This window comes from Streptomyces sp. ITFR-6 (assembly GCF_031844725.1).
Lineage (GTDB): Bacteria > Actinomycetota > Actinomycetes > Streptomycetales > Streptomycetaceae > Streptomyces.
This window is the reverse complement of record NZ_CP134612.1, coordinates 6,043,820-6,068,443: the sequence shown is the minus strand read 5'-3', so window position 1 is coordinate 6,068,443 and position 24,624 is coordinate 6,043,820. Positions and strand designations below refer to the sequence as shown.

At 69.9% G+C, this 24,624-nt stretch carries 27 protein-coding genes, 1 tRNA gene and 1 pseudogene; 13 read left to right on the top strand and 16 right to left on the bottom strand.

Annotation, left to right across the window (positions count from 1 at the left end):
• Window positions 1-103 precede the first annotated feature (103 nt).
• Window positions 104-550: a TIGR03618 family F420-dependent PPOX class oxidoreductase gene (locus RLT59_RS27700; RefSeq protein WP_311305895.1), complete on the bottom strand. Its 447-nt coding sequence runs from the start codon at window positions 548-550 to the stop codon at window positions 104-106.
• 32 nt (window positions 551-582) lie between these two features.
• Window positions 583-1,026, bottom strand: coding sequence for a DUF7144 family membrane protein (locus RLT59_RS27695; RefSeq protein WP_311305894.1), 444 nt, complete (start codon window positions 1,024-1,026; stop codon window positions 583-585).
• 145 nt (window positions 1,027-1,171) lie between these two features.
• Between RLT59_RS27695 and RLT59_RS27690 the strand changes: the two genes are divergently transcribed.
• On the top strand, window positions 1,172-1,672 hold the full coding sequence (locus RLT59_RS27690) for a GNAT family N-acetyltransferase (protein ID WP_311305893.1): 501 nt from the start codon (window positions 1,172-1,174) through the stop codon (window positions 1,670-1,672).
• Window positions 1,673-1,694: 22 nt separating this feature from the next.
• Here RLT59_RS27690 and RLT59_RS27685 read toward each other — a convergent pair whose 3' ends face one another.
• Complete coding sequence (locus RLT59_RS27685) at window positions 1,695-2,246, bottom strand: winged helix-turn-helix transcriptional regulator (RefSeq protein WP_311305892.1); 552 nt, start codon at window positions 2,244-2,246, stop codon at window positions 1,695-1,697.
• 138 nt (window positions 2,247-2,384) lie between these two features.
• Between RLT59_RS27685 and RLT59_RS27680 the strand changes: the two genes are divergently transcribed.
• Window positions 2,385-3,032 (top strand): dihydrofolate reductase family protein, encoded by a 648-nt coding sequence (locus tag RLT59_RS27680; protein WP_311305891.1) that lies wholly within the window; start codon window positions 2,385-2,387, stop codon window positions 3,030-3,032.
• Window positions 3,033-3,247: 215 nt separating this feature from the next.
• Here RLT59_RS27680 and RLT59_RS27675 read toward each other — a convergent pair whose 3' ends face one another.
• From RLT59_RS27675 to RLT59_RS27635, 9 genes are all read right to left on the bottom strand, one after another.
• Window positions 3,248-4,456, bottom strand: a complete 1,209-nt coding sequence (locus RLT59_RS27675) for an MFS transporter (protein WP_311307881.1) — start codon at window positions 4,454-4,456, stop codon at window positions 3,248-3,250.
• Window positions 4,457-4,610: 154 nt separating this feature from the next.
• Window positions 4,611-4,979 (bottom strand): cupin domain-containing protein, encoded by a 369-nt coding sequence (locus RLT59_RS27670; RefSeq protein WP_311305890.1) that lies wholly within the window; start codon window positions 4,977-4,979, stop codon window positions 4,611-4,613.
• A 138-nt stretch (window positions 4,980-5,117) separates the two neighbouring features.
• On the bottom strand, window positions 5,118-6,491 hold the full coding sequence (locus tag RLT59_RS27665) for a tryptophanase (RefSeq protein ID WP_311305889.1): 1,374 nt from the start codon (window positions 6,489-6,491) through the stop codon (window positions 5,118-5,120).
• The gene (locus tag RLT59_RS27660) at window positions 6,464-7,720 is read right to left on the bottom strand and encodes a tryptophan dimethylallyltransferase family protein (protein WP_311305888.1); all 1,257 of its coding nucleotides are present in this window, start codon (window positions 7,718-7,720) and stop codon (window positions 6,464-6,466) included. The genes RLT59_RS27665 and RLT59_RS27660 overlap by 28 nt, the downstream gene beginning before the upstream one ends.
• Before the next feature lie 352 nt (window positions 7,721-8,072).
• A complete protein-coding gene (locus tag RLT59_RS27655; protein WP_311305887.1) occupies window positions 8,073-9,416 on the bottom strand; it encodes a cytochrome P450 in 1,344 nt (447 codons plus the stop codon).
• Window positions 9,413-10,018, bottom strand: coding sequence for a GTP-binding protein (locus tag RLT59_RS27650; RefSeq protein WP_311305886.1), 606 nt, complete (start codon window positions 10,016-10,018; stop codon window positions 9,413-9,415). Before RLT59_RS27650 ends, RLT59_RS27655 begins: the two co-directional genes overlap by 4 nt.
• The gene (locus tag RLT59_RS27645) at window positions 9,993-10,382 is read right to left on the bottom strand and encodes a DUF742 domain-containing protein (RefSeq protein ID WP_311305885.1); all 390 of its coding nucleotides are present in this window, start codon (window positions 10,380-10,382) and stop codon (window positions 9,993-9,995) included. The genes RLT59_RS27650 and RLT59_RS27645 overlap by 26 nt, the downstream gene beginning before the upstream one ends.
• Window positions 10,379-10,777, bottom strand: a complete 399-nt coding sequence (locus RLT59_RS27640; protein ID WP_018552722.1) for a roadblock/LC7 domain-containing protein — start codon at window positions 10,775-10,777, stop codon at window positions 10,379-10,381. The genes RLT59_RS27645 and RLT59_RS27640 overlap by 4 nt, the downstream gene beginning before the upstream one ends.
• On the bottom strand, window positions 10,774-11,973 hold the full coding sequence (locus tag RLT59_RS27635; RefSeq protein WP_311305884.1) for an ATP-binding protein: 1,200 nt from the start codon (window positions 11,971-11,973) through the stop codon (window positions 10,774-10,776). Before RLT59_RS27635 ends, RLT59_RS27640 begins: the two co-directional genes overlap by 4 nt.
• A gap of 945 nt (window positions 11,974-12,918) precedes the next feature.
• Here RLT59_RS27635 and RLT59_RS27630 point away from each other — a divergent pair.
• The 8 genes and pseudogenes from RLT59_RS27630 to RLT59_RS27595 all read left to right on the top strand — a co-directional run bounded on the left by RLT59_RS27630 (window position 12,919) and on the right by RLT59_RS27595 (window position 19,062).
• Window positions 12,919-13,941, top strand: coding sequence for a cytochrome P450 (locus tag RLT59_RS27630; protein ID WP_311305883.1), 1,023 nt, complete (start codon window positions 12,919-12,921; stop codon window positions 13,939-13,941).
• A 49-nt stretch (window positions 13,942-13,990) separates the two neighbouring features.
• Entirely contained in the window at window positions 13,991-15,007 is a 1,017-nt protein-coding gene (locus RLT59_RS27625; RefSeq protein ID WP_311305882.1) for a JmjC domain-containing protein, read from the top strand.
• A 272-nt stretch (window positions 15,008-15,279) separates the two neighbouring features.
• Window positions 15,280-16,512: an acetylxylan esterase family protein gene (locus RLT59_RS27620; RefSeq protein WP_311305881.1), complete on the top strand. Its 1,233-nt coding sequence runs from the start codon at window positions 15,280-15,282 to the stop codon at window positions 16,510-16,512.
• 135 nt (window positions 16,513-16,647) lie between these two features.
• Window positions 16,648-16,995: a hypothetical protein gene (locus RLT59_RS27615; protein WP_311305880.1), complete on the top strand. Its 348-nt coding sequence runs from the start codon at window positions 16,648-16,650 to the stop codon at window positions 16,993-16,995.
• Between the two features lie 57 nt (window positions 16,996-17,052).
• Window positions 17,053-17,979: pseudogene (locus tag RLT59_RS27610) on the top strand (IS481 family transposase); the annotation flags it as partial.
• A 201-nt stretch (window positions 17,980-18,180) separates the two neighbouring features.
• On the top strand, window positions 18,181-18,498 hold the full coding sequence (locus RLT59_RS27605; RefSeq protein WP_311307880.1) for a winged helix-turn-helix domain-containing protein: 318 nt from the start codon (window positions 18,181-18,183) through the stop codon (window positions 18,496-18,498).
• A gap of 161 nt (window positions 18,499-18,659) precedes the next feature.
• The gene (locus RLT59_RS27600; RefSeq protein ID WP_311305879.1) at window positions 18,660-18,872 is read left to right on the top strand and encodes a hypothetical protein; all 213 of its coding nucleotides are present in this window, start codon (window positions 18,660-18,662) and stop codon (window positions 18,870-18,872) included.
• On the top strand, window positions 18,856-19,062 hold the full coding sequence (locus RLT59_RS27595; protein ID WP_311305878.1) for a signal peptidase II: 207 nt from the start codon (window positions 18,856-18,858) through the stop codon (window positions 19,060-19,062). Before RLT59_RS27600 ends, RLT59_RS27595 begins: the two co-directional genes overlap by 17 nt.
• Window positions 19,063-19,245: 183 nt before the next feature.
• Here the strand turns inward: RLT59_RS27595 and RLT59_RS27590 are convergent, their stop codons facing one another.
• Window positions 19,246-19,566 (bottom strand): 4a-hydroxytetrahydrobiopterin dehydratase, encoded by a 321-nt coding sequence (locus RLT59_RS27590; RefSeq protein WP_399126205.1) that lies wholly within the window; start codon window positions 19,564-19,566, stop codon window positions 19,246-19,248.
• Between the two features lie 2 nt (window positions 19,567-19,568).
• Entirely contained in the window at window positions 19,569-20,693 is a 1,125-nt protein-coding gene (locus RLT59_RS27585) for an NsdA family TPR-like regulatory protein (RefSeq protein ID WP_311305877.1), read from the bottom strand.
• A 511-nt stretch (window positions 20,694-21,204) separates the two neighbouring features.
• Here RLT59_RS27585 and RLT59_RS27580 point away from each other — a divergent pair.
• Window positions 21,205-21,447 carry a DUF7848 domain-containing protein gene (locus RLT59_RS27580; RefSeq protein ID WP_311305876.1) on the top strand — a complete coding sequence of 81 codons (243 nt, stop codon included), beginning with the start codon at window positions 21,205-21,207 and terminating at the stop codon, window positions 21,445-21,447.
• 267 nt (window positions 21,448-21,714) lie between these two features.
• Here RLT59_RS27580 and RLT59_RS27575 read toward each other — a convergent pair whose 3' ends face one another.
• Together RLT59_RS27575 and RLT59_RS27570 are read right to left on the bottom strand one after the other, a co-directional pair.
• Window positions 21,715-21,957: a helix-turn-helix domain-containing protein gene (locus RLT59_RS27575; protein ID WP_311305875.1), complete on the bottom strand. Its 243-nt coding sequence runs from the start codon at window positions 21,955-21,957 to the stop codon at window positions 21,715-21,717.
• 63 nt (window positions 21,958-22,020) lie between these two features.
• Window positions 22,021-22,095: transfer RNA gene (locus RLT59_RS27570), tRNA-Val, on the bottom strand.
• 239 nt (window positions 22,096-22,334) lie between these two features.
• Here RLT59_RS27570 and RLT59_RS27565 point away from each other — a divergent pair.
• Window positions 22,335-23,105 carry a DUF4097 family beta strand repeat-containing protein gene (locus tag RLT59_RS27565; RefSeq protein ID WP_311305874.1) on the top strand — a complete coding sequence of 257 codons (771 nt, stop codon included), beginning with the start codon at window positions 22,335-22,337 and terminating at the stop codon, window positions 23,103-23,105.
• 71 nt (window positions 23,106-23,176) lie between these two features.
• Window positions 23,177-24,571 (top strand): hypothetical protein, encoded by a 1,395-nt coding sequence (locus RLT59_RS27560; RefSeq protein ID WP_311305873.1) that lies wholly within the window; start codon window positions 23,177-23,179, stop codon window positions 24,569-24,571.
• Window positions 24,572-24,624: the final 53 nt, after the last annotated feature.

Genomic DNA, 24,624 nt, shown 5'->3' with positions numbered 1-24,624 from the left:
GTGTGGACCGCCCCACTGACAACGTCCCGGCCGGACGTGAGAACGTCCCGGGCAGACGTGAGAACGTCCCGTCGCCCGGTGGGCCGGTCTTCGGGCCGGCCGGTCAGGGAGCGGGCACGGGGCCGCCGGGACGGAACGGCTCCACCCCCACGATGTGCCGCACCTTGACCGGGCGAACGATCACCGCGATCCGCCGCTCCCCCGGCATGGTCCACTCGAACCGCTCGCTGCCCAGGTACTTCCGGGCGAGCCGGTCCATCCGGTCGTGCGCCTCCTGGCCCTCCACGAAGCGGACCACCTCACCGCTGATCTGCACCCGGTCGAAGGGGTTCGCATGATCCGCGTGTAAGAGGTAGACGCGTGGGTCGCGGCGCAGGTTCTCCTCCTTCACCCGGCCCGCCGAGGTGTTGAACGTCAGCTCCCCGTCCCCCTCCAGGTCCATCCACATCGGGCTGACCTGCGGCGCTCCGTCGGCGAACACGGTGCCGACGTACCAGATGTTGGCGGCTCGCAGCCGGGCGCGGACGGCTTCTTCCAAGATCAATGTCATCGGTGGAGGCTACCAACCGAGCCCGGCGACTGTCAGATGACCGGCTTCGAGCGGTCCGTGCACAGGGCCCAGATCACGAAGGTGTCGATGGCGAGGGAGACCACGGCCCAGATCGGCTGGTAGGGCAGCCACATGAAGTTGGCGATCATGTTGAGCGCCGCGAGCCCAACACCGATCCCACGCGCCCAGCCGAAGCCCCGGAGGATGCCCCAGCCGACCAGGAAGAGGAGGATACCGAGAGCCAGGTGGATCCATCCCCAGCTCGTCACGTTGAACTTGAAGACGTAGTTGTTGACCCGCGTGTAGACGTCGTCGGTGGCGATTCCGGCTATGCCCTTGATCGCCTCCAGCACACCGTCGACTATCAGCAGGACTCCGGCGAACATGGTCCCGCCGGCCGCCCAGGGGCTGCCGCCCCCCGGTTCTGTGGCATGCGAACGGGACGTACCACCCGGTGTGGGCGCTGACTGTGCCATGGGAACTCCTCGGCCGGTGGAACTACACGTCGGACCGACCCTGGTCGGCACCTGAGGGGGCGGCCAGCCGGGCGCGACCGAACGGGTGAAGCGGCCGGCCGGGACCGGGTACCCCGGGGCGATGTCAGGAACTACGCTCGCGGACATGATCGAGACGGAGCGACTCGCCCTGCGCCCCCTTGCGACGTCGGACGCCGACGCCTTCGTCGAGCTCCACGCCGATCCCGAGGTCAACCGGTTCGTCGGCGCCTACTCCCGTCAGCAGGCGCTGGAGCGGCTCGCCGGCATCGAGCGGCAGTGGGCCGAGCGGGGTCATGGCCTGTGCGCGGTGGAGCTCCGGTCCAGCGGCGAGTTCATCGGCCGGAGCGGTCTGCAGTACTGGCAGCAGTTCGACGAAGTCGAGCTGGGCTGGACCTTCCGGGCGGAGCACTGGGGGTGCGGATACGCGACCGAGGCGGCTCGGGCGTGCCTGGACTGGGGCTTCGCCACGCTGAACGCCGACTACTTCACCGCCCTCATCCGGCCGGGCAACACGCCATCGGTGAAGGTGGCCGAGCGCCTCGGCTTCGCGCCGCGCCGGCAGGAGGAGCTGAACGGCAACCCCGTCACGGTCTACGCGCTGGACCGGCCCGCCGGCCGCCGCTGACGCCTGCGCCGCCCAGGCTCGCTCAGCCTTCGGAGACAGCGCTCTCGGCGAGGGCGCGCTCGGCGAGGGCACTTTCGTAGGCCAGGGTGAGCTCGGCCAGTACGCCGTCGGTGCGCCGCGGACGGCCTTCGAGGTGCGTGGCACGGAGCTCGTCCATGAACCTCTCGCCCATTTCGGGGCCGCCGCGAGCGAGGAGCTGGGCGCGGATCGACAGCTCGGGCACGGTCGGGAGCCAGCGGGAGCCCCAGTCGCCCAGTTGTGTCATGAGCGGAACGAGCTGGATCGACGCCTCGGTGAGCCGGTACTCGATCTTCTGCCGGTGGCTCGGATCGTCGTGCCGGGTGAGCAGACCGGCGCCCACGAGCTTCGACAGCCGGGCGGACAGGATGTTCGACGCGATGCCCTCGACCGAGTGGGCGAGGAGCTCCCGGAAGTGCCGGTGGCCGCCGAACATGACATCCCGCAGCACGACCAGGCTCCACCGGTCGCCCAGCAGCTCGACGGTCAGGTTGATCGGGCAGCCCGATTTTCCTGGCGGCACGGGCAGCAGGCCCGTCTCTACTGGTTGCGGCATGCTCCCAGCGTAGTACTGTGCAACCGGTTGCTCATCGCATCCGGTTGCAGTTTGCCGCCAGTCGGCGGACGCACCGCCTGTTGCTTGTCGGCGCCCAGCCTCTCGACGCCCGGCTCGTCGACGCCCGGAGGAGAACTCATGTCACAACAAATGTTGAGGATGCACTGCATCACCGTGTCGCGGGACGGATACGGCGCCGGTGAGGGCCAGAGCCTGGAGCGGCCCTTCGGTCATGCCGACCCCGCCACCCTGATGTCCTGGGTGGGCCCCACCGCGAGCTGGGTGAACCGCACGGAGCCCGGCGGCACGCGCGGCCTGGACGACTACTTCACCCGCGAACAGACCCGCAACGTGGGCGCGGAGATCATGGGACGCAATAAGTTCGGCCCCCAGCGCGGCCCTTGGGAGGACCACGAGTGGAAGGGCTGGTGGGGCGACACCCCGCCCTTCCACACACCGGTCTTCGTGCTCACCCATTACGAGCGTCCCTCCTTCACCCTGGCCGACACCACCTTCCACTTCCTCGACGCGACACCGGAGGAGGCACTGGCCCGCGCGAAGGAGGCCGCCGACGGCCAGGACGTACGCCTCGGCGGCGGCGTCGCCACCATCCGCGAATTCCTTGAGGCCGACCTCGTCGACACGATGCACATCGCCGTGGCGCCCATCGAACTGGGGCGTGGCGAACGGCTCTGGGAGAGCCACACCGAGCTGCTCGACCGGTACCACCTCGATACGGTGCCGAGCCCCAGCGGCGTCACCCACCTGCTGTTCTGGCGGCGCTGACCGCGGCGGCCGGGAACCGCCGGGCGCGCTCGCCCGGCGGTCCGCCGTAATTCGTACCCGCCGAGGCGGACCGGCGGACGGCCTTCCAGCACCGACCGACCCGCCGCCGGATCCGCGCACGCGAGCCGCTCCCGGCGTATCCGGCAGGGGCCCGCCCGCATCGCATCCGGCGGCAGATCCACGAAGGCCCGCGCTTCGTCACCGGCGACAGGTCGTTACGGGCGGTGGGCCCGGCCTCCACGATCCGCCGCCCTGATCCGGTACACATCGCGCACGCACGCGTTGGCCAGGGTCGCGGCGAGGATGACCGCCGCACACACCAGCAGGATGTGCTGACTGGTCCAGTGCTTCGAGGCAACCGCCACCAGCAGGTACGCGAGCGGGATGGCGGCGCGTTCACCCACGGCGTTGAACGCGCCGAGCCGCCCCAACTCCTGGTCCGGCACTTGCTGTTGCATGACCGTGGACCAGGAGACGATCGCCACGTCCAGCCCGATTCCGGCGACGACGGCGGCCAGGAGCACGCAGACGACGGGCAGTTCCAGCCCCAGGGCGGCCAGGGGCAGCAGGATGCCCGCGCCGGTCGCCACACAGACCAGCATCAGCCGTCGCGGCTTCCAGGCCAGGCAGAGGAACGTACCCGCGAGGAGCCCGGCGGCGAAGGCGCCCTGCACCAGCCCCCATGAGCGGGCGCCCGCGTAGCTGTCGGCCGCCACCAGTGGCCCGAGGAGCTGGAACCCGGCCAGCCAGGCCGCCACGACCGCGGTTCCGGCCACGGTGTAGCTCCACAGCCAGCTCCGCGAGCGGAACCCGGCCCAGCCGGCCCGCAGATCGCTCACCACACCGCCCCCGGACGGGACCCCACCCGAGAGCCGGAGCCCGAGCAGGAGAAGGGCCGCGACGGCGAACGTGCTCGCGTCCCACCCGAGCGCCCAGGCGGGGCCCGCCAGCGCCACGACGAATCCACCGACGACCGGACCGACGATCCTGACCGCGTTCCCGGGCACCCGGACCAGCGCGTTGGCCTGCTGGAGCTGCTCCTTCGCCACGAGCCGGGTCGCGATTCCCTGGGCGGCGGGCGCGATGAACGCGGCCGACGCCCCGGAGAGGCAGGCGCAGACACTGATCGCGAGCGTCGTCGCCGTACCGGTCGCCACCAGCACGCAGACCGCCGCCTGCGCCAGCCCGGCCCCGAGGTTCCCGAGGAAGAGGATGCGGCTGCGGGACATCCGGTCCGCGAGCACGCCGCCCAGGAGGAGCAGGACCAGGGTCGGCACGGTGTTCGCGGTGAGCACGATCCCGAGCGACTGTGCGCCGCCACCATGACCGATCACGGCGAACGCGAGCGCCACGGGCGCCATGGCCGACCCCGTCGCGGAGACGAGGTGGGCCAACAGGAAGCGGCGGAAGGCCGGTATCCGCAGGGGCGACGCGGCGTCCGGCCGGTACTCCTGACCGGCGGCGGCGAGGCACGCGGCAGGCCGCCCTTCGCCGTCCACTTCCAGCCCCTCGCCCAACGCCTGGTCCAGCCCTTCAGCACCGCGAACAGGCGGCCAGGCTACCCGGGTCCGCCCGGCCCTAATCCGGTGTCACGGCATAGCCGGGGACGGACGGCCACCGCACCGTCAGCACCACCGACTCCTCCTCCGCGAACCAGGAGTGGTCGACGCCCCGGCCCCAGACGACGTAGTCGCCCTGCTGCTCCAGGACCACGTCGCGTCCAGGAAGCCGGACATGGAAGCGACCGCTGATGAGCACCAGCAGAGCGGTCCGCTCCTCACCCCGCACCCACTGCGCCCGCTCGTCACCACGCGGGTGGACACCCCATTTGATCTCCAGGGCCTCGCTGTGACGAGGATCCCCGGCGTCCTTGAAGTGGCCGAGCAGCCACCCCCGGTCCAGTGCCGCGTCCTCGCCCGCGTTGCCCACGTACACGCTGTCGTTCATGATCCCGACGCTAACAGCCGCCCGTTGCGCGATCTGTCCCCGGCTGCCGCGTACCGGGGGAACTGTGGAAGAAGGCCCCTCCCCTCACCGGGGCGGGGCCTTTCCTGGGCTCGCGTCGTGACGAACGGAGCGTGCTGATCAGTCGCCGGACTTCACGGGCTCCAGTTTGATGCTGAAGTGTCGGAGGATCGGGGACTGGCCCGTAACCCGGTAGCCGCGGACCGATTCAGGATTCTTCGCGATGTCCGCCAGGGTGGCGGCGACGTGGTCGTAGTGGCTGCGGGTGTAGACCCGTCGGGGGAGAGCCAGCCGTACGAGTTCGTAGGGCGCCGTCTTGACAGGGTTGCCGTGCTCGTCCTCCTCACCGAGGTACAGCGACCCCAGCTCCGCCGAGCGGATGCCGCCGCGCAGGTAGAGCTCGCAGACGAGGGCCGTGCCGGGGTACTGGTGCGGCGGGATGTGGGGCAGCAGGCGCCCGGCGTTGACGTAGAGGGCGTGCAGACCGGCGGGTTCCACGATGTCGACGCCGGCCTCACGGATCCGTGCGGCGAGATGGGCGGCTATGTCGGCACGCTCCGCGAGGTAGGCCGGCTCGGTCACTTCGAGGAGGCCGCGGGCCATCATGTCGAGGTCACGTCCGGACAGACCGCCGTAGGTGGTGAACCCTTCGGTGGCGATGAGCAGGCCCCCGCACCGCTCGGCGAGTTCGGCGTCCTTCAGGCCGATGAAGCCGCCGATGTGGACGATCCCGTCCTTCTTCGCGCTCATGACGCAGCCGTCGGCGAGACGGAAGGCCTCCTCTGCGACCTGGCGCGGGGTGCGGTCGGCGTAGCCGGGCTCGCGCTGGGTCACCAGCCAGGCGTTCTCCGCGAACCGGGCCGCGTCGAGGATCATCGGCACACTGTGGCGGCGGCACAGTTCGGCGGTGCGGTGCAGATTTTCCATGCTGACCGGCTGGCCACCGCCACCGTTGTTGGTGATGGTCATCAGCACGGCCCCGACGGGCGTCCGGTCCGCGTTCTCCAGGGCCTGTTCGAGGGCGATCAGGTCGATGTTGCCCTTGAACGGAAAGTCGCTGTCGAGGTCCTTCGCCTCGGCGCAGGGCAGGTCGTACGCCGTGCAGCCAGTCAGTTCGACGTTGGCGCGGGTGGTGTCGAAGTGCGTGTTGGACAGCACACTCGTGCCGGGCCGCAGCAGCGAGGAGAAGAGGACGCGCTCGGCCGCGCGGCCTTGGTGGGCCGGCAGGATGTGGGGGTAGCCGGTGAGTTCGGAGACGACCTCGTGCCACCGGTAGAAGGAGCGGCTGCCGGCGTAGGACTCGTCGCCCTGCATTCCTGCGGCGAGCTGGTCCGCGGAGATGGCACCGGTCCCGGAGTCGCTCAACAGGTCGATGGTGACTTCGTCGGCCCGCAGATCGAAGGGGTTGTAGGCGACCCGCTTCAGCGCGGCCTCGCGCTGCTCCCGGGTGGTGAAAGCAAGAGGTTCTACGACCTTGATGCGGTAGGGCTCCATGTGACTTCCTTCTGTGCGGTGTGCGGGCTGACGTGGCCGACGGCCTGGGGCCCGAGGTCCAGGACGCTCCGGGTGTGCTGCGCGGGCATCCAGCTGCCCCGCGGGTACTGCTCCTGCGGCGGCCGGACGCGGTAGGCCTCGGAGCTCAGGTAGACGGTGAGCCGGGGCGGCCGGCCGCGCTCGTACACCAGGGCCAGGTAGGCGATCAGCCCCACGCCGTCGGCGAGGCTTCGCTCCGTGAGCGCTCCCAGACTCCGTTTCAGGACGGTGGGGTCCATGCCGGCCCGGGTCAGCAGGGCTGTGGCGCGGTCGAGGGCCTCTTCGTCATCGCGCACGTAGTCGCGGACGGGAATGTGGAGCGTGAAGCCGCTCGGGTTGCTGTCGCCTTCGGTGAAGGAGTGGCAGGTGATCGCCGGCCGCCGCACCGGTCGCAGGCTGTCGCTTCCGCCGCGCTCGGACGGCGCGAGGGAGCCCGCGGCCGCGTGGAAGAAGTAGCGGATGTCGGCCGCTGCGGCTCCGGAGGTGCGGCTGAGCGCACAGGCGTCATCGGCCGACATGCGCGGGTCTCGCACGTAGACCTTGACGCGGGGGGACGTCCAGGCGCCCAGGTCCAGAGCGAGGAACGGATAGCCGGCCGCCGGGGGCAGCCGCTCGAAGGCCTGGCCGTAGCCGAGCCGCCGCAGTGCCTCTCGCACGGTGCGGGCCGCGTTCTCGGGGCCGGAGGCGGAGGGGTTCAGGTAGACCTTGACGCCGGGGACCCCTCCGGCGCGCAGATCGAGCGCGTACCACAGGGCCAGGGGGCCCTGGGCCGCGGCGGGGAAGAACAGGTCCGCGACTGCGTCCAGTTGGTCGGTGGCGAAGCCCCAGCGGGCGCCCATCGCGCGGATGACCTCAAGCCCGGCGCGGCCGCTGTCGACCATGTCGCCGTGGGCCCACCCGGGGTCCACGAGCACGCGCAGGGCCGGGGCGGCGTCCGGGGCGCTGGCGAGGGAGAACTCGACGGGGCTGTGGTCGTCGGAGAGGAAGGTGGGCGAGGCCGGCGGCAGGGACAGCGGCCGGTGGGCGGTGTCCGCGAGGGACTCGATCAGGACCTGTCCGTACAGCTCGGTGTCCGCCTCGCTCAGGCCAACCCGGGCGCCCAGACGCCGCAGTTGACCGAGTACGTGGCCGCCGAGCGTCGTCTCACCGGGGCTGGTCGCCGGTATGCCGGGGTCCGGGCGGGAGGTCATCGTGCGCCTCGCACGTCGTGGCGCGTAACGCGTCGGGACGGTGCGGGAGTACGGGGACGCGCTCCGCCGGCAAGGGAGGAGACGAGGACCGGTCCGCTGCCGGGAGCAGCGGGTATTCGGTCCTGCGGCTGGTCGGGGTCGCCGCCCCCGTACGGGCTCCGTCTGCTGGGGGTGGTGCGCTGTGGGCCCGGTCGGGCGCTTGCGGATGGGGGCGCGGAGATGCTTGCGCGATCCATTGCCTCTCCTTCATCTTGTGTCACTCCAGACACTCCGCGCCGTCCTACCCAGGAAGTTGATCATTCATGCAGACCACATCAACTGCCTGTGTCACATGCATGACAGGGGGTGTGGGCTACTGGCCCGTCAGCCACTTCTTGAAGCTGCTCCACCGCCCCGCCTTGCCGACAGGCTGCGGCGCCGCGGGCCCGGGTACGGCGGCGGGGGGTGCCGGGTAGCGGGGCCCGTCCGTCGGCTCGGGTGCGGCCGCGGCGCGCGGGGTGACCGCGCTGAACCGGACCGGCAGGGAGGCCAGGGCCCGGTTGAAGGGGCCGGGCCGCCAGGCGAGGCTGTCCGCGGGGACGGCGAGTTCAACGTCGGGCAGGGCGTTGAACAGCGTCTCCAGGCCCGTCAGGGCGATCAGCCTGGCCGGCTCCTTCGACGGGCAGGCGTGCGGGCCCGCGCTCCAGGCGAGGTGACCGCGGGTGTCGGCACCGCGGTCCGCGAGCGCCGTGTTGGCGGCGCCGAAGGACACCAGCACCAGGTCACCGGCGCGCACCTTGTCGCCGGCCACGTCCGTGTCGACCACCGGGTAATGGGGCGCGTAGTTGGACATCGGCGCATTGCGCCACAGGGTGTCGTCCACAGCCTTGTCGAACTGCCCCAGGCGCGCGAACTCCTCGTTGGTCAGCATCGTGTAGAAGGCGTTGCCGATCAGGTTGCCCTCCGGCTCGCCGCCCGCACCGAGGAGCAACACCAGCGTGTGCGCCAGCTCCTCGTCGTTCAGCTGCGCCGGATGCTGCATCAGGTAGGAGGTGATGTCCTCCCCTGGCTGGGCGCGCTTGAGCGTCACCAGCTCGCTGACCGCTCCGAGCAGGACCTGGCTGGCCGCCTCGGCGTTGACTCCGTCGAACATGCCGGCGATGCCGAACAGCACCCGGTCGCCGATCTCTGCCGGGCAGCCGAACAGGTCGTTGAACACGTACAGCGGGAGCTGCTGGGCGTAGTCGCGGAGCAGGTCGGCGCTGCCGCGGGCGCTGAACTGGTTGATCAGGAACTGGGCCGCCTGGCTGACGATCCGGTTCAGCCGCTTGTTGCTGACGCGGGCGAAGGAGTCGGTGATGGCCTGCCGCAGCCGCACATGCTCGGCGCCGTCGGTGAACATCGCGTTCGGCCGGTAGGCCAGCAGCGGCAGCACCGGGCTGTCGGGGCGGATGCGGTCCTCGGCCAGGGCACGCCAGCGGCGTGAGTCCTTGCGGAAGGTCGTCGAATCCTGCAGCAGTTCCAGAGCCGCGTTGTAATCGGTCACCAGCGTCGCCTCCACGCCGGGGGCGATGGTGACCGGAGCGGTGGGGCCGAGCTCGCGCATGTAGCGGTAGTACGCGTGCGGATTGGCAGCGAACTCCGCGCTGTCCAGGGGTATTCGCTGCCCGCTGCCGTGTGCGGGGCAGCCGGGCGGAGGTACAGAGGGGGTTGTCATGCGTGCTCCAGGTCGGCGCGCTCGTGCAGATAGCGGACCAAGGTGATCAGGGCGTCGACGGACGACTTCTCGTCGCGTGCGTCGATGGTGACGACGGGGGTGTCGGGCAGCAGGTCGAGTGCCTCCCGGACTGCCTCCGGGGTGTGGACCGTGCTGCCCTCGAAGTGATTGATGGCCACGGCGAAATCGAGGCCGTAGCTCTCGACCAGATCCATGACGTCGAAGGAGTCGGCCAGGCGCTCGGGGTCCACCAGGACCAGGGCGCCCAGCGCTCCGCGGGCCGTGTCGTCCCACAGGCTCACGAAGCGCTGTTGTCCGGGGGAGCCGAACAGATACAGAACGATGCGCTCGCTCAGCGTCAGCCGGCCGAAGTCCAGGGCGACGGTGGTGGTGGTCTTCCCCTGAACCCCCTTGAGGTCGTCGACGCGCTCCGAGAGCGTCGTCATCCGCTCCTCTGTGGACAACGGCGTGATCTCGGAAAGTGAGCCGATCAGGGTGGTCTTGCCGACGGCGAAATGCCCGACGACCAGGATTTTCACCGCAGTCTGCTGTGCGCCGCTGGACACGTAGGCATCCTCAGACAGTGAGAGCCTTGAGGCCATCGAGCACCTCCTTAAGCAAGGCCTTGTTGGTGGGACGGGCCGAGGGCACCGGCGCCCGGGTCACGAGATAGCCCCCCTCGGCGAGGGAACTGAGCAGCACCTTGACCACCCCGAGCGGCAACTGGGAGTGCGCGGCGATCTCCGCGACCGAGAGGTAGCCACTGGAGCACATCTCCAGAATCTGCTGCTCCTCGGGCGAGAGCCGCTGGGGGCGCTGCTGCTCGTCGGTGGCCGTCGTAACGAGAGTGATGAGGGCGAACTCGTCCTCATCGGGCAGGTCACGGCCACGGGTGATGACATAGGGCCGGACCAGTTCTCCGGCCTCGGACACGAACTCGAGCTCGGAACGGCCGGGTTCTGTCATGAGGTGACCGTGTCGCCGCGGAGGCCGGTCGACATCGCCTTGCCCAGTCGGCTGACCAGCTGCTGCATCCGGTACGTGATGTCCTGCATGTCGACCTCGGCCGACGCCGCGACGGCGAGGTAGCTGCCGCCGCCCGCAGCGTTCAGGAACACCCAGCCCCCGTCGAACTCGATGAGGGTCTGGCGCCAGTTCGCTCCGTGCTCACCGCAGAAGAAGCTGACGGCCCGGCTGAGCGACTGCAGCCCGGAGACGGCGGCGGCCACCTTGTCGGCATCACCCCTGTCGATCTCCGCGGTACGGGACATCTGGAGGCCGTCGGCAGATATCAGAACCGCGTGGAGAGCATGCGGAATCTGCAGCGCGTCCTCAAGCATCCAGGACAGGTCATCGCTCACGGGGCATCGAATCCTTCGTGTGAATCGGCAGAGGTATCACCTTCGGCGGCCGGTACCCCCGCACCTCGGCCGCTGAGAGTGCCACGCTGAAACGCGCCCATGGCCGCCACCCGTGCCTCTGCTGACCGGGCCGGCGGCGCTTCATCAGACCTGCGGCCGCCGTCCGGCACGAGCGCCATGCCGCGCTTGTTCCGTCGACGGGGCAGCCCGCCCTCTGTCGCCGCAGGAGCCGAACCGCGGTTCGCGGCAGCGACATTGACTTCTTGGGTGGAACTGGGCGTCTGGGGCTCGGGCATCTCGGTCAACAACTCCTTCGGCACCATCACCACCGCGCGGACACCGCCGTAGGGAGAGGTGCTGTCGATGGCGACCGTGAACCCGAACCGCGCACACAGGGCACCGATCACCGCGAAACCGAACGCGGGAGGGTTGCCGAGCTCCGAAACGCTCACCGCGGTCCCGCTGGAAAGCAGAGCGGTGGCGTTCGTCCGTTCTTCCTCGCTCATGCCGACACCGGCGTCGTCGATCACGATGCAGATGCCCCGGGGCACCGTCCGCACCTCGACCTCGACCATGGTGGACGGCTCGGAATAGCTGGTCGCGTTGTCGAGCAGCTCGGCCACCGTCAGCGCGATCGGTTCGACGGCACGGCTGGTCACCGCGAAATCGACCCGTGAGGCGATTTCGATGCGCTGGTAGTGCCGGATACGGCCCTGCGCTCCGCGGATCACGTCATAGACCGACGCGGCCACCCGCTGCCGGCCGAGCCATCCACCGCACAGCACCGCGATGGACTGCGCACGCCGGTTGAATTGCGAGTTCATGTGGTCGATGTCCAACATGTCCCGCAAAACGGCCGAGTCGCCGTACTTCTTCTGCAGACCCGAAATGGCCCGCTGCTGCTCCGCGGCGAGACCCTGAAGGGTCCGCATGGCCGACTTCAGTACGGTGTTTGTGGCCTCCTCCGCCTCTTCCTTGGCCTGGCGGACCACCTCGTCGTAGCCGCTGCGCAGCTCGTCGACGGTGGACTCAAGGTCGGCCGCCCTGCCCTGCGAAGCGGTCAGATCACCTTGAAAGCCCTGCTTTTGACGACGTAGCGCCTTGATCGTTTTTCGCTGGCGAGTGATTACCGTGGCGGCGACAGCGACGCCGACGGCAAGCGCCCAGACTGTCGGATCCTGCCAAAAATTCGTCATGTGACTCTCTATTGAGCGGCTGGAGTCCAGCTCTCGAAATCTGTCCAAGCGGACCCTCGGCTGTGGGCAGACGTCACCGCCCGGAGAGCCCCCCTGGCTGTAGCCATGCCAAGGCGAAAGCTCACGTGGCATGTGCACGCGAGCGTATCACCGGACGATCATGAGACTCTGTCAAGTCCGCCACGTGGTTACCTCGTTAGCGAAAAATCACATGTTCATGTCAGTGGGGAAGGTGTGTCCGCGAGGTGAAGGCGCACCGTGGCGGAGCGCGCACCATGCCGCTCGACCGTGTGGCACCTGGGCTCTTGCCGCTCCGCAGCGCATCTCGCCCTGTCGCCGGCCCCGGCCCGCGCACGCATGGCCGCCACGGACTACGCCGCCACCGAAGACCACGTCGGCCGATTTCTCACCGGCGACGTCCTGGACGGCCGGCCCCAGGGCCTAAGGCTGACCGTCAGGGAGGAACGGCCGCGCCCCGCAGCCCAGTTGCGGCTCACGGATGCGCACCGCGCGCGGCGGACCTGTTGCGCCACCCACCCCTTCGAAGTTAGTGAAACGTTAGGGGAACGTGAGCGGGAAATGAAACGGTGGCACTCCCCCAGTGGGGGAAGACAGCCCCTTTCGATTATGGCACGGGCGCACTTTCGGGCGCGTCCGCAATCCTGGAAATGGAGTAGTCATGAAGAAGATCAAGGCGCTTGCACGGAAGTTCAAGAAGGACGAGGACCTCGCCAACCACGCGTGGGTCCTGCACGTCATCTAGTACAGCTACGCCGGCGGGGGAAGCGGCCACACCACTTCCCCCGCCGCCGTCCGAGCACTTCTCCGGCCCGTTCACGGGCCGGGATTCCCGCCCGCCGCGAGCAATCCATTTGATTGCCATTTCATGGAGGTGTGATTCTCGTGGAAGAAACGGCAGCGGCATCGGATCGCGGCCATTCCATTGTGTACGCCCCACGAATTCAGGACCTGCTGGCCAGAGAAGAGAAGGTCTTCCGGATCGACGCGACCACGGTCGGCGTCTCCCACCGGGACCTGATCAGTGAAGTCGTCGCGGCGCGTCCTGTCCTGTCGTCGGAGCGCTCGGTCTACAAGCCGGCGGCCGGAGCCGAGATCCCCCATGACAGTGCGACACGGACGATCCGCGCTCTGGGGCAGGACGTCATGGCGGGCATCCGCACCCCGCCGCCTCCGGCACGCGGGCTGAACAGCCCCTGGCTCTACGCCGCCACCTCCTACCTGCGCCAGTGGCTCTTCGCGTCCGACCCGCTGCCGGTCTCCCTGCTGTCGAAGCGCGGCATCACGCACTCCCCCGCGCTCTCCCGGATCGTCGACCGCGCCGTCACCGTATGGCCGGATCCCGGCGGTGACGGGCATGGACGTACCACGCTGGCCGAGCAGATCCGCAGCGCCTCCGACGCCCAGGAGCGCGGGCAGGCCATCGCCATGTACCGTCGCGCGACCGCCACCCTCTGCGACGGGGTGGCCGCGCTGACCGGCAACGCGCTGTGGCTCATGGGCCCGGCCGGGCGGGAGCAGGGTGCTGCGGCCCGCGCGGACCTCACCGCGATTCTGCGGGAGACGCTACGGCTGCTGCCGCCCGCGTGGATGCTGTACCGGACGGGCGGGGACGCGTACACCGGCCTGCACCCCGAGATCCGACGCGAGGACAACGTCGCACTGTTCCCGCTCCTGATGCACCGTCACCCGGACTACTGGCCGGAGCCGATGAGGTTCCGGCCCGAGCGGTGGGCCGGGGTGCCGGATCCCGAGAAGACGCCCGCGTACATGCCGTTCGGGTTCGACGGCGCCCGCTGCTGGGCCAAGCACCTGGTCGTCCCCCTGGCCGAACGTCTGCTGACCGTCGCTCTCGACAACCGGCTCGCCATCCGCGGCCCGAAGCAGGGGACGAACGTCCCGCTGCGCTCCCTGCTCTCGGTGCGGTTCAACGCGGAATCCGGGACGTGACGTCACCGCACCCTGACCGCCCTGACCGCCCTGACCCCACGGGAACGCCATGGAATCGCCCACGCTGGCCGACTGGGTCGGTGACGTCGAGAGTTTCAGCAGCCACCAGTGGCAGCACAAGCCCGCGGTCTTCACGCCGGAGACACTCGCCTCGCCGTTCGACCTCGATGAGTTGGACGCCGCCTTCGACTCCGGGCTGCTGCGGACCCCCTACCTGGAGATGGTCCGCTCCAACAAGGTCACCGTCCCGACCGAGGCGTACACGACGTCACGCGTGGTCAACGGCGCGACGCACCACGGCTTCGCCGACCGCGCGAAGGTCGTCGGCCTCCTGCGCGCCGGGGCGACGCTGCTCCTGCGCCACGTCGACCAGTGGCACCGCCCCACCGCGGACCTGGTGGCCCGGCTGTCCGGCGAACTGGACCGGCGCGTGGAGGCGTTCTTCTTCGTCACCCCCGCCGACGGCCAGGGCCTCGCGATCCACCGCAACGACGCCGACGTGTTCGCCCTTCAGGTGGCCGGACGCAAGACCTGGTACGTCCACGGCGCGCCGACGACCGCGGACTGGTCGCTGGGCGAACTCCCGGACGACGAGGACTCCCCCCAACTCCTGCGCGGCGTACCGAAACCCGGCAACGTGCTCTACATACCGCGCGGCTTCGCCCACCGCGCGGTGGGCGAAGCCGGACTCTCGGCCCACCCGTCCCTGACGATCCGCGACATCTGCCTGCGGGACCTGACGGCAGCCCTGCGACAGTGCCTGACCGAGGACCTGGACATCCCCGCGCGCCCACTGGGGGAAGCCGCGATCACAGACGCCTGCGCCACCCTGCTCAGCCACGCCCGTGCGAAGCTCGACACGATCGCCCCGCACGACCTGCGCCACTCCGCACGGGCGGCGCAGACGCAGACGCGGCAACCGGGCGGAGAAGCGCCCCCGCCGGAGACGTTCACGGCAACAGCCCGGAACTGGAGCTCCGACACACCCGGCGCCAAGCGCACCGGACTGGCCTCCGTCGTACGCGCCTGGCACCGCCTGCGCGGCACGAGACGCGGCACGGCCTGACGCGGAGCACCGACGTCCGGTGCTCTGTTCCCCTCGGTCACAGGCACCGGAATCCCGGCCAGGTCCCGGCCGGCCGGTGATGCCGCGTACTCCTGGTTCCCCCGCGTGGTTCCCCCGCGCCTGCGCGAACACACAGGCGCGCGCATCCCGGCCCCCGAAGGCAGAGCGGAGGTTGTCCCCCGCCCGATCCGGGGGGGCTGCACCAGTGCGTGCGGTGATTCCAGAGGGGAGAGTCAACGCATCTGCTTCCGAATCACCTTGAGGAGCCTTTGATGCCCATCCGCCGACGCCTCACCACCGCAGCGGCCTGCACTGTCCTGCTCATCGGCGCCGCGGCCGGAGCCACGGGTGCGACCGTTGCACCGGCCCACCTGCCCGTCGCGCACGCCCAGAACCAAGACGGCCGCGGCACCCTGGTCCACACCGAGCGGCTCTACACCCTGAAAACCCGCGAAGCCGTCACCGCCGAGCTGACGAGGTCGGGGTTCGACGCCTCACAGGCGCGGCACGGGGTGGACGCGTACCGCCTTACCTACCGGACGATCGACCCGCAGGGACAGCCCACGACGGCCAGCGGTCTGCTAGTCCTGCCACGCGGGCGGGAAAACCGCCTGCGTGCCGTTTCCTTCGCGCACGGCACCAGCAGCCAGCGCGGCGACGCACCCTCGGTGCAACGCGGCACTTTCCTGACCGGCCCACCCGTCGCCTACGCCTCGGCCGGGTTCGCCGCCGTGGCGCCCGACTACCTCGGCCTGGGCACGGGGCCGGGTCCGCATCCCTGGATGCACGTCCCGTCCGAGACGACCGCCTCCCTCGACCTGCTCCGGGCGGCCCGCGCCTTCCACCCCCTCGACCGGAAGGTCCTGGTCACCGGCTTCTCGCAGGGAGCATCCGCCGCCCTCGGGCTCGGCCGGGCCCTGCAGGTCGGCGACGACCGGTACTTCAGGCTCGGCGCGCTCGCGCCCATCAGCGGCGCGTACGACTTCGGAGGAGCAGAGCTCCCCGCGCTGCTCGCGGCGGAGCTGGACCGGAAGTCGAGCGTGATCTACGCGGCGTACACACTGGTCGCCTTCAACCGCGTCCATCGGGTGTACGACGACCCCCGCGAGGTCTTCGAGGACCCCACGGTCGAAGCGCTCTTCGACGGCGAGCACACCGGAGCCGATCTCTACCGGGGCACACCCGACTCACTGGAGGAACTGCTCACTTCGTACGGCCTGGACCTGTTGGCCCACCCCCGGGGCGGCCTCGCGGACGCCCTGCGGGAGACGGACAGCGTGTGCCGGGACTGGACGCCTCGGGTGCCGGTCCGGCTGTACATGGCGAGCGGCGACGAACAGGCGACCACCGCCAACACGGCGCACTGCGCGGAGTCGATGCGGAGCATGGGCGTGGAGCCGAAGGTGGTGGACCTGGGGGCGGTCGACTACACGGAGTCGCGGCATTTGGGGTCGAACGTGAAGGGGACAGAGGAAGTGCTGCGCTGGTTCCGGCAGTTGACCTGAGCGGTCGCGATCGTGTTCGTCGGCACGGAGCGTGTCGACGCTTCGGCCGAGACGTCCTCGCTGTTCCCTCACAGGAAAGCACCTGGTACTTTCCTGTGAGGAAAATGCATGTGCCGGGTGAGGGCGGGAAGCCGCATGACATTCCACGATGTGCGGGACGCGCTGGACGACATTCGACGCCGAGGCGGACAGGCCCACGCCGAGCACGTGCGATACGGAATGTCCTGGCTCTGCCTTCTCGCCGAGGCGCTGCTCGTGTTCGCGGCGTTCGCCTCCTACGACCTGCCGAACCCATGGGGCGGGGCGGTGCTTTTCCCCTCCCTGCTATGGGCAGCGGGCATGATCGCGGTCTACCTGCGCAACGCACCCGTCCGCATACCCCTCACCAGCAAGGACGCCCTCCACGGGGAAGCGGCCGGGCTAGGTGTTCTATCCATGGAGGTTGGTGACGGGTCCCACGGCTTGGGGATCTCGAACGAGTGAGGGCCTTCCGGGTTCGGTGTGGATTGTGGCATCTCCACGAACGACCAGAAGGCCCTCATGCCCCACCGTCATGCACCCCTGACCGAGACCGGACGTCTGCGTCTGGCACGCTGTGTGGTCGAGGACGGCTGGCCCCTGCGGCGGGCCGCCGAGCGCTTCCAGGTCTCGCCCACGACGGCTCAGCGGTGGGCGGCCCGCTACCGCGCACTGGGTGAGGCCGGGATGGCCGACCGCTCCTCCCGGCCCCACCGCGGCCCGCGCCGGACACCGACCCGCACCGAGTGGCGGATCATCAAGGTCCGGGTTCCGCGCCGCTGGGGACCGGCCCGCATCGCCTACCTGCCCGGGTTGAACCCGGCGACCGCGCACCGCGTCCTGACTCGCTACGAACTGGCCCGACTGGCCCACCTGGACCGAGTGACCGGCAGGGTGATCCGGCGCTACGGGCACGCCGCCCCCGGCGACCTGGTCCACGTCGACATCAAGAAGCTCGGCAACATCCCCGACGGCGGCGGCCACAAGGCCCTCGGCCGCCAAGCAGGCCGCAAGAACCGGGCGAAGGCCGGCATGAGCCTTCTGCACAACGCCGTCGACGACCACTCCCGACTCGCCTACAGCGAGATCCTCACCGATGAGAAGAAGGAAACCGCCGTCGGATTCTGGCAGCGTGCCCACGCCTACTTCACCGCAGCCGGGATCACCGTCCAGCGGGTCCTCACCGACAACGGCGCCTGCTACAAGTAGCACCTATGGCGCAACTCCCCTACAGAGCAAAGCATTTCACACCAACGCACCCGCCCCTACCGGCCCCGGACGAACGGAAAGGTCGAGCGGTTCAACCGGACCCTGCTGGAGGAATGGGCATACGCAAAGCTCTACCGAACCGAGGCCGAGCGACGGGACGCCTACCCGCAATGGCTGCACACCTACACTCACCACCGCGGACACACCGCGCTCAAGGGCCAACCACCCGCCAGCCGCGTCCCAACCTCACAGAGCAGTACACCTAGGGCTGGTGGGACTGTTCCGCGTGCTGTCGGACGTCGCGAGCGCTGTGGGCGTAAGGGCCCCGCACGTGGTGGCGGCCGTGCCTCTGTGCGTGGCGGGTGTACTGATCGCACACAAGTGGGGGGCCGTGGTCGTGGCACGCGCACAGCTTGGACGCGGCGGGGGCGAGCATCGCTGATGGACGATGGCTTCAACGAGTTCCTGCACGTCCCCGCGCGCCTCACGATCGTCGCGCTGCTGGCGCCGACGAGCTGGGCGGAGTTCGGGTTCCTGCGGGACGCGATCCCCACCAGCGACTCCGCGCTCTCCAAGCACCTTTCCTCACTCGCGGCCAGAGGCTACGTCGAGGTCCGCAAGGACAAGCGCGTCGGCGGGCGCCGCACCCTGGTACGGCTCACACCTGACGGCCGGAAGGAGTTCCGGCGCCACGCCGCGGCCCTGGAACGGATCGTCGCGACGGCTCGCACCCCGCAGACCAGCGAGCTGGACGACTGACCACCTCGAACGCGGACGATGACCACACGAGGCGGAGTTCATGAATGATGCGGTTGGGCCGAAGTTCGGCATGGTTGTACCGCGTAACGCTCATGCTGGCGGCGGTCCTGCTCGTGGACCAACTCACCAAGTTCTGAGCGGCCTCCGCGCTGTCCGGCGGCATGAGCGTCACCGTGATCCCCAGCCTGATCCATTTCCGGCTTCTGTACAACGTCGGCGCCGCTTTCTCCATCGGCTCCGGCGCCACATGGGTGTTCGCCCTGGCGGCGAACGTGGTGGTCGCCATCCTCTACGCCGCCCGCCTGGCCGGCCTGCCACGGGTGGGCCCTCGCGCTGGGCGCACTGCTCGGCGGCGCGGTGTCTTACCTCGGTGACGGGCTCTTCCGTCGGCCCGGATTCGGCCGCGGGCACATCGTGGACTTCATCGACTACGGCGCTTTCGTGGGCAACGTGGCCGACATCGCACTCGTCTGCGGATGCGCCGGGCTGGCGCTGCTCAGCCTGCGTGGTGTGCCGCTCACCAAGGCGTCGGGCGAAGAGCTCCCCAGCCGGGCGGGTCGATGACGCGGCCACTGGCGCGCTCAGCGAGGTAGCGGGCGGGTCAGGATCAGGCACACGGTGGCAACCGTCTTCTGCTCGTCGGCGTTGGTCCGGCCGACAGAGCCCGACGGTGCGTTTGGCAGGACTTCGGGCCGGACGGTACGACCACCAACTGACAATGTGCCGGAGATGCTCCCGGGGGGGGCGCTACTCGGTCACTGGCTCTGCCCCGTGGGCTGCGGCAATCCGGTCGATGCGCGCGGCCAGGTCGAAGTCCGCGTCGGTCAGCTTGTGGCCGGCATCGTGGGTGGTGATCCCGAACCGCACGCGACCCCACCGCAGGTCGATGTCTGCGTGGTGACCAACGAGCCGCTCAACATCAGCAACGTGCACGATCATCGCGACACCTCCGTGATACCGGATGCGGAACGATCGGGTGATCTCGTCGCCCACCCGCGACCACCCGCGCAACTCCAGCAGCCTCCCCTCAATCGCACTGTCCGTCAGCGGCACCGATCCCTTGGCCACGCTCAGCTCCCCACGGTCACAGGCTCCAGAATCTCGGCCAAGTCCCGGCCGACCGGGGCATCCTGCCACGGGCGCATCGCGCGCTCCAGGGTGACGAGTTCCCGCCGCATCCTCGCCGAGCGCGTCTCGACCGCGATCGTCGCCACCACTCGCGCGATCTCCACCGCCCGGTCCGGCTCCCGCGCGGCCGCGGCCGCTGTCGCCTGCCGGGCCATGTACACCCCGCGGTCCCGACGCGCCGTCTCGGGCACGATGGCCAGCACCTGCGTCCACAGGGCCCCGGCTTCTGCGCCGAGGCCGAGGCGCCCGTAGCAGGTGGCGCGCTGAACTTCGAGGTAGCCGGGCGTCCTGCGGCAGGCGTTGCCCCACGGCAGGTCATCGTCCACGCGTGGGAGCAACTGGCCGGCCTGGTCGATGAGCCGGTCGACGAGGATCCGTTCCCCGGTGAGGCTGACGCCGTGCGCCTGTTGTTGCATGGCCATGATCCGCACCTTGGGCACAAGGTGGTCGGCGTCATCGAGCGCGGCCTCACAGAGGTCGGCGACCGCACGCCCGTCGCCAAGGTCGGTCCGAACCTGCGCCTGATTCACCAGGGAGTACGCGATGAGGTGCGGATCCCGGGACCGCATGGCGATCTCCTGCGTCACCCCCCGCCAGAAGACGGCGGCGTCCATGTCGCCGGCGTCCTGGTACAGCCAGCCGACGAGCGCGGCGTAGGCCGCACCGACCCGGAGAAGACCGCGGCGCGTCTCCCCATTCGCTGACCGGACCAGCTTGTCGATCAGCTGGTACTGCGCGGACACGGTGCCGATCAGGTCGTGCGGTCCGAGGCACATGTCCGCCCGGTAGTGCCCTTCCAACTGCTGCTGGAAGTAGTCGATCAGGGCAGGGTCGACATGCTGCGGTGCGACGGGCCCCGCGACGAGCGCGGCAGCGGTGACGGAGACGAACGCCTGGCGGTGCACCTGTGCCTCTTCGCGGTGCTCGGGCCGGATCCAGCCCGGCGGTGTGGTGAACCCGAGTTCCTCGGGCCACCGGCCGAGCGCGTCGTGCAGAACGATCGCGGTCTCCTCGGCCGGCCATCCCGGACGGTCGCCCTCCCAGCGACGCCATGTCCGGGCTGACACGCTGAACTGGCTTTCGTCAAGGAGCTGTTGTCCGTGATCGGTGAGGGCTGCCGCAGCGGCCTCGATGGTCCGCCATCCGGCTCTGAGCCGTGCAGCTCTCAGTGCGTCGTTGCGGCTCATGTACCCAGTCCGGGGTGTCATCGTCTGCGCTTCCGGCCATGGCCGCTACGTGGCCACGCGTGGCCACGTAGCGGCCTATTCGCTGCTCACCGTGCACACACATCATCGGGGTGTGACCGCGGGCGCGTACAGCGAACTGCTGGATGCCCCTCAATCGACGTAGGCCGGGGATCGCCATGACCGTGAGGGCACTACCACCACCCAACGCGCTGACCGAGCAACAGCAGCGAGGCCGGCGCTGCGTCTGGTCCGGGCACCCTCTCGCGGCCGGCCTGGACGTCGGCCTGGGCGAGCAGCGCGCCCGGCCGCAGGGTGGGGCCGCATACAGCTGGTTCCCCCGCGCCTGCGCGGACACGAAGGCGTGCGCATCCCGAGCCGCGAAGGTGACGGGGTGAGCCCCCGGTCGGTGATGCGGTTCGTGGAGTGGACGATCGGCGCCCCCCGCGGTGAGGCGCCGAAAACCACCATCGTGATCCGCTGCCTCCACCCCGACTGCGCCGAGGAGGCCGAGCCGAGCACCTCACACATCGACCCCGACCACTGGGCGCTGACCCACGCCGGACGGACTGGCCACACCGAGTACGAAGAGCTGGCCCGCTGCCGCCTCGTCGCCACACCGAAGGAGGCTCGGTGATCTGCGATCGCTGCGACCAGTTGATGAGTCCGGACCGGTCCGAGGCCATCGCCATCCACACCGCCACAGGTCCCGGGACCACAATCTACGTGCACAGGGTGCTGTGCCCCAGGTCCCGGGCGCACCCGGAGCGCCCCGCCCGCCCCACCCACTGATCTTCCGCAGGCGGTTGTCATCCACTGCAACCACCAGGCGGACCCCATCCACGCGCCGGCGCGCGGATGGCAACGGGAGCCCCGGTCACTGCCGAGTTCGGCCGGGGCTCCCCTACTCCCGAACGAGTTCGGCAAGCGGCACACCGAGTGCGTCGGCCATGCGGATGAGGGAGTCTCTCAAGAAGGCATTGTGCCCCTGGTCGACTCCGTTGCACGCGGCCCGGTCGATGTCGATCCGCTCGGCAACCCGCTGCTGAGTGAGCTTCACGGTGAGGCCCGCGGCTCGGATGCGGTCTCCGACTGCCCGCGGCCTGGTGAGCACGGAGAATGTGGCCTCGTAGTGGACTTCGATCACGAGAAGACCCCCAGCCGCGATCGGCTGGGGGTCAAATGCAGGCTCTCACCTGCCACTTATCCCTGGTGGGCGCGGACGGTTTCGAACCGCCGACATCTGCTTTGTAAGAGCAGCGCTCTACCCCTGAGCTACGCACCCGTGGATGAGGGAACAGCGTACATGGACTACGGCCCCTGGTCACAAACGGTTGCCGGCGGCAGGAGTCCGGCGACCGTGGCAGTCGTGCGGACCGCCAAGGAGGCAAGAGGCGAGAGGGGGGATAGCCCCACCCCGCATACGGTGGCCGTCCTGATTCCCCGGGCTGCCGGTGCACACATACCGTGAGGCGGAACGCGGTAAGGCGAATCGGCCGGCGCACGACCTGGGGGAAGAACACCGTGGCACACCACACCCGCACCCGCACACTCATCGCGTCCGGTGGAGCGGTGGTCGCCGTCCTTGTGCTCGCCGGCTGCGGCAGCGCGGACACCGACGACGCGCCGGTCGAGCACAAGTCGTTCGCGTTCAGCGGGAAGACGCTGACCATCGACACGGCCAACACGACGCTGGAGCTCGTACCGGCGGACGTGAAGAAGGTCGAGGTGACCCGGCAGGTCGACGGGTGGGTGGTGCTGGGGAGCGGGCCCGATCCGCGCTGGGAGATGCGCGGCGGCACGTTGTCGCTGAAGGTGAAGTGCAAGGCCCTGATCAGCAACTGCGCGGCGAAGCAGCAGGTGAAGGTGCCGCGCGGGGTGGCGGTCACCGTGCGCGGGGACAATGGGAAGGTGACGGCGTCGGGCTTCGACACCGCCCTCGACCTGCGGTCCGACAACGGCGAGGTGGCCGTGCGCGATGCCGGCGGGCCGCTGAAGCTGAACAGCAACAACGGCGACATCGTCGCCGAGGGGATTTCCGGCCCGACCGTGAGGGCCGACTCGCCCAATGGCGCGGTACGGCTCGGGTTCGTGACCGTGCCGTCGCTGGTGGACACCAGCAGTGACAATGGCGAGGTCGTCATCGAGCTGCCGGGCGGCGGCACCTCGTACGCGGTGAACGCCGAAGCGTCCAACGGAAGCGTGTCGGTGGACGTGCCGCGCAGCGACAGCAGCTCCCACGTGGTGAGGGCCCGGAGCAACAACGGCGAAGTCACGGTGCGAACCGCGAACTAACCGGCCCGTGTGTTCGTCCTTACCTGGTGGGAGAATGTACCGGGCAGGGCGAATCGGCACGGGAGAGGGATGTGACGGCGACACACGCGAAGCCGCAGGCGAGAGCGGGTGCGAGTTCCGCCGTCAGAGATGTCCGTCGGGCCGGTGGGGTCCGCGATGTCCTCGTGTTGATGCTGCTGCCGGCACCCCTGCTCGCGGGCGCCCTGTCGGGCGCCTTCGCCGGTGGTGGCACGCGGCGCTGGTTCGGCGGCCGCGGGGAGGGGCAGCGGGCCGAGGCGCAGGCCGCGAAGGACGCCGCCGCCGAGGCCTTCGTCGAGCTGGACACCGCCCAGCGCGATCTGCAGATCTCGATCGAGACGATCACCGCGGTGGACAGCTCCCCGGCCGCGCGCAAGGCCGTGGACGACTTCGCCGCGCTCGGGCGGAGCATCGACGCGGTCAGCAGCGCCTACATCACCGCCGTCGACGCACACGATCTCGACCGGGACGATCTTGAACCGTCGGTCGCCGCGCGGGCCAAGGCCCAGCTGTCCTCCGCCAAGAACGACCTCGTCCGGGTCAAGAGCGAGCTGGACCGGTACGCGGCCGGTCTCGGGCCGCTGCTCGGCAGCGCCGAGACCCAGCTCGCGCGGCTCGCGCCGGCCGTGGAGCGGGCCCGGCAGGCGCTCCTGTCCGCGAGCAATGCTCTCGACGCGGTGCGGGAGTCCGGACTGCGAGCGGATGAGCTGGCCGCACGGCTCGCCGCCCTCGCCCCCGAGCTGACCAAGCTCAACCAGGGCGCCGGCCGGCACGGTGTGGCCGATACCCTCCAGCGGGCCGATCAGGTCCTGCGCGATGCCGAGGCGGTGCGGGCCGAGGCGGCTCAGCTGCCCGAGCGGGCCGCCGAGATCGATCGCCGGCTGGTGACGCTGCGTACGCGTGCCGAGGCCCTGACGACCCGGGCCTCTTCCGTCGAGCCCGTGCTCAGCGAGTTGCGGCGACGGTTCTCCGCCGCCTGCTGGCAGGACCTCCAGCCCGTTCCGGAGCAGGCCGCGGTCAACGTCCGCCAGGCCGAGGAGAAGCTCAAGGAGGCCGCCAAGGCGCGTAGCGAGCAGCGCTGGGCCGATGCGACCTCGCGGCTGAGTACGGTACGGGCCCTGCTCAACGCCACCGACGAGGCGGTGTCCGCGGCCGGTGACCGGCTGCACCGGCTGAACGAGGTGGCCAAGGACCCGCAGCAGGAGATCCAGCGCACCCGGTTCGCGATCCGGGACGCCCAGCGGCTGGCCATGGCCGGGCGCAACACCCCCGAGCCGCGCCACGCCCGTCCGCTGGACGACGCCGTGGCCCGGCTCGATCAGGCCGTCAGCGGTCTTGAGGGACGTCATCCCGACTACTGGCACTTCCTGACCGTCACGGAGGGCGTGCGCCGGACCGCCGCGCACGTCGTCTCCGAGATCCGCGAGGAGCGCGGGGCCGGTACCTGAGCCCTCCCGGCCGTCCGGTATGCCCGTCCGTGTGCCCCGTGTGCCCCGTGTGC

Coding starts and splice junctions, on each gene's coding strand:
- RLT59_RS27700 (WP_311305895.1), bottom strand. CDS start 550: ATGACATTGATCTTGGAAGAAGCCGTCCGCGCCCGGCTGCGAGCCGCC.
- RLT59_RS27695 (WP_311305894.1), bottom strand. CDS start 1,026: ATGGCACAGTCAGCGCCCACACCGGGTGGTACGTCCCGTTCGCATGCC.
- RLT59_RS27690 (WP_311305893.1), top strand. CDS start 1,172: ATGATCGAGACGGAGCGACTCGCCCTGCGCCCCCTTGCGACGTCGGAC.
- RLT59_RS27685 (WP_311305892.1), bottom strand. CDS start 2,246: ATGCCGCAACCAGTAGAGACGGGCCTGCTGCCCGTGCCGCCAGGAAAA.
- RLT59_RS27680 (WP_311305891.1), top strand. CDS start 2,385: ATGTCACAACAAATGTTGAGGATGCACTGCATCACCGTGTCGCGGGAC.
- RLT59_RS27670 (WP_311305890.1), bottom strand. CDS start 4,979: ATGAACGACAGCGTGTACGTGGGCAACGCGGGCGAGGACGCGGCACTG.
- RLT59_RS27665 (WP_311305889.1), bottom strand. CDS start 6,491: ATGGAGCCCTACCGCATCAAGGTCGTAGAACCTCTTGCTTTCACCACC.
- RLT59_RS27660 (WP_311305888.1), bottom strand. CDS start 7,720: ATGACCTCCCGCCCGGACCCCGGCATACCGGCGACCAGCCCCGGTGAG.
- RLT59_RS27655 (WP_311305887.1), bottom strand. CDS start 9,416: ATGACAACCCCCTCTGTACCTCCGCCCGGCTGCCCCGCACACGGCAGC.
- RLT59_RS27650 (WP_311305886.1), bottom strand. CDS start 10,018: ATGGCCTCAAGGCTCTCACTGTCTGAGGATGCCTACGTGTCCAGCGGC.
- RLT59_RS27645 (WP_311305885.1), bottom strand. CDS start 10,382: ATGACAGAACCCGGCCGTTCCGAGCTCGAGTTCGTGTCCGAGGCCGGA.
- RLT59_RS27635 (WP_311305884.1), bottom strand. CDS start 11,973: ATGACGAATTTTTGGCAGGATCCGACAGTCTGGGCGCTTGCCGTCGGC.
- RLT59_RS27625 (WP_311305882.1), top strand. CDS start 13,991: ATGGAATCGCCCACGCTGGCCGACTGGGTCGGTGACGTCGAGAGTTTC.
- RLT59_RS27620 (WP_311305881.1), top strand. CDS start 15,280: ATGCCCATCCGCCGACGCCTCACCACCGCAGCGGCCTGCACTGTCCTG.
- RLT59_RS27615 (WP_311305880.1), top strand. CDS start 16,648: ATGACATTCCACGATGTGCGGGACGCGCTGGACGACATTCGACGCCGA.
- RLT59_RS27605 (WP_311307880.1), top strand. CDS start 18,181: ATGGACGATGGCTTCAACGAGTTCCTGCACGTCCCCGCGCGCCTCACG.
- RLT59_RS27600 (WP_311305879.1), top strand. CDS start 18,660: ATGAGCGTCACCGTGATCCCCAGCCTGATCCATTTCCGGCTTCTGTAC.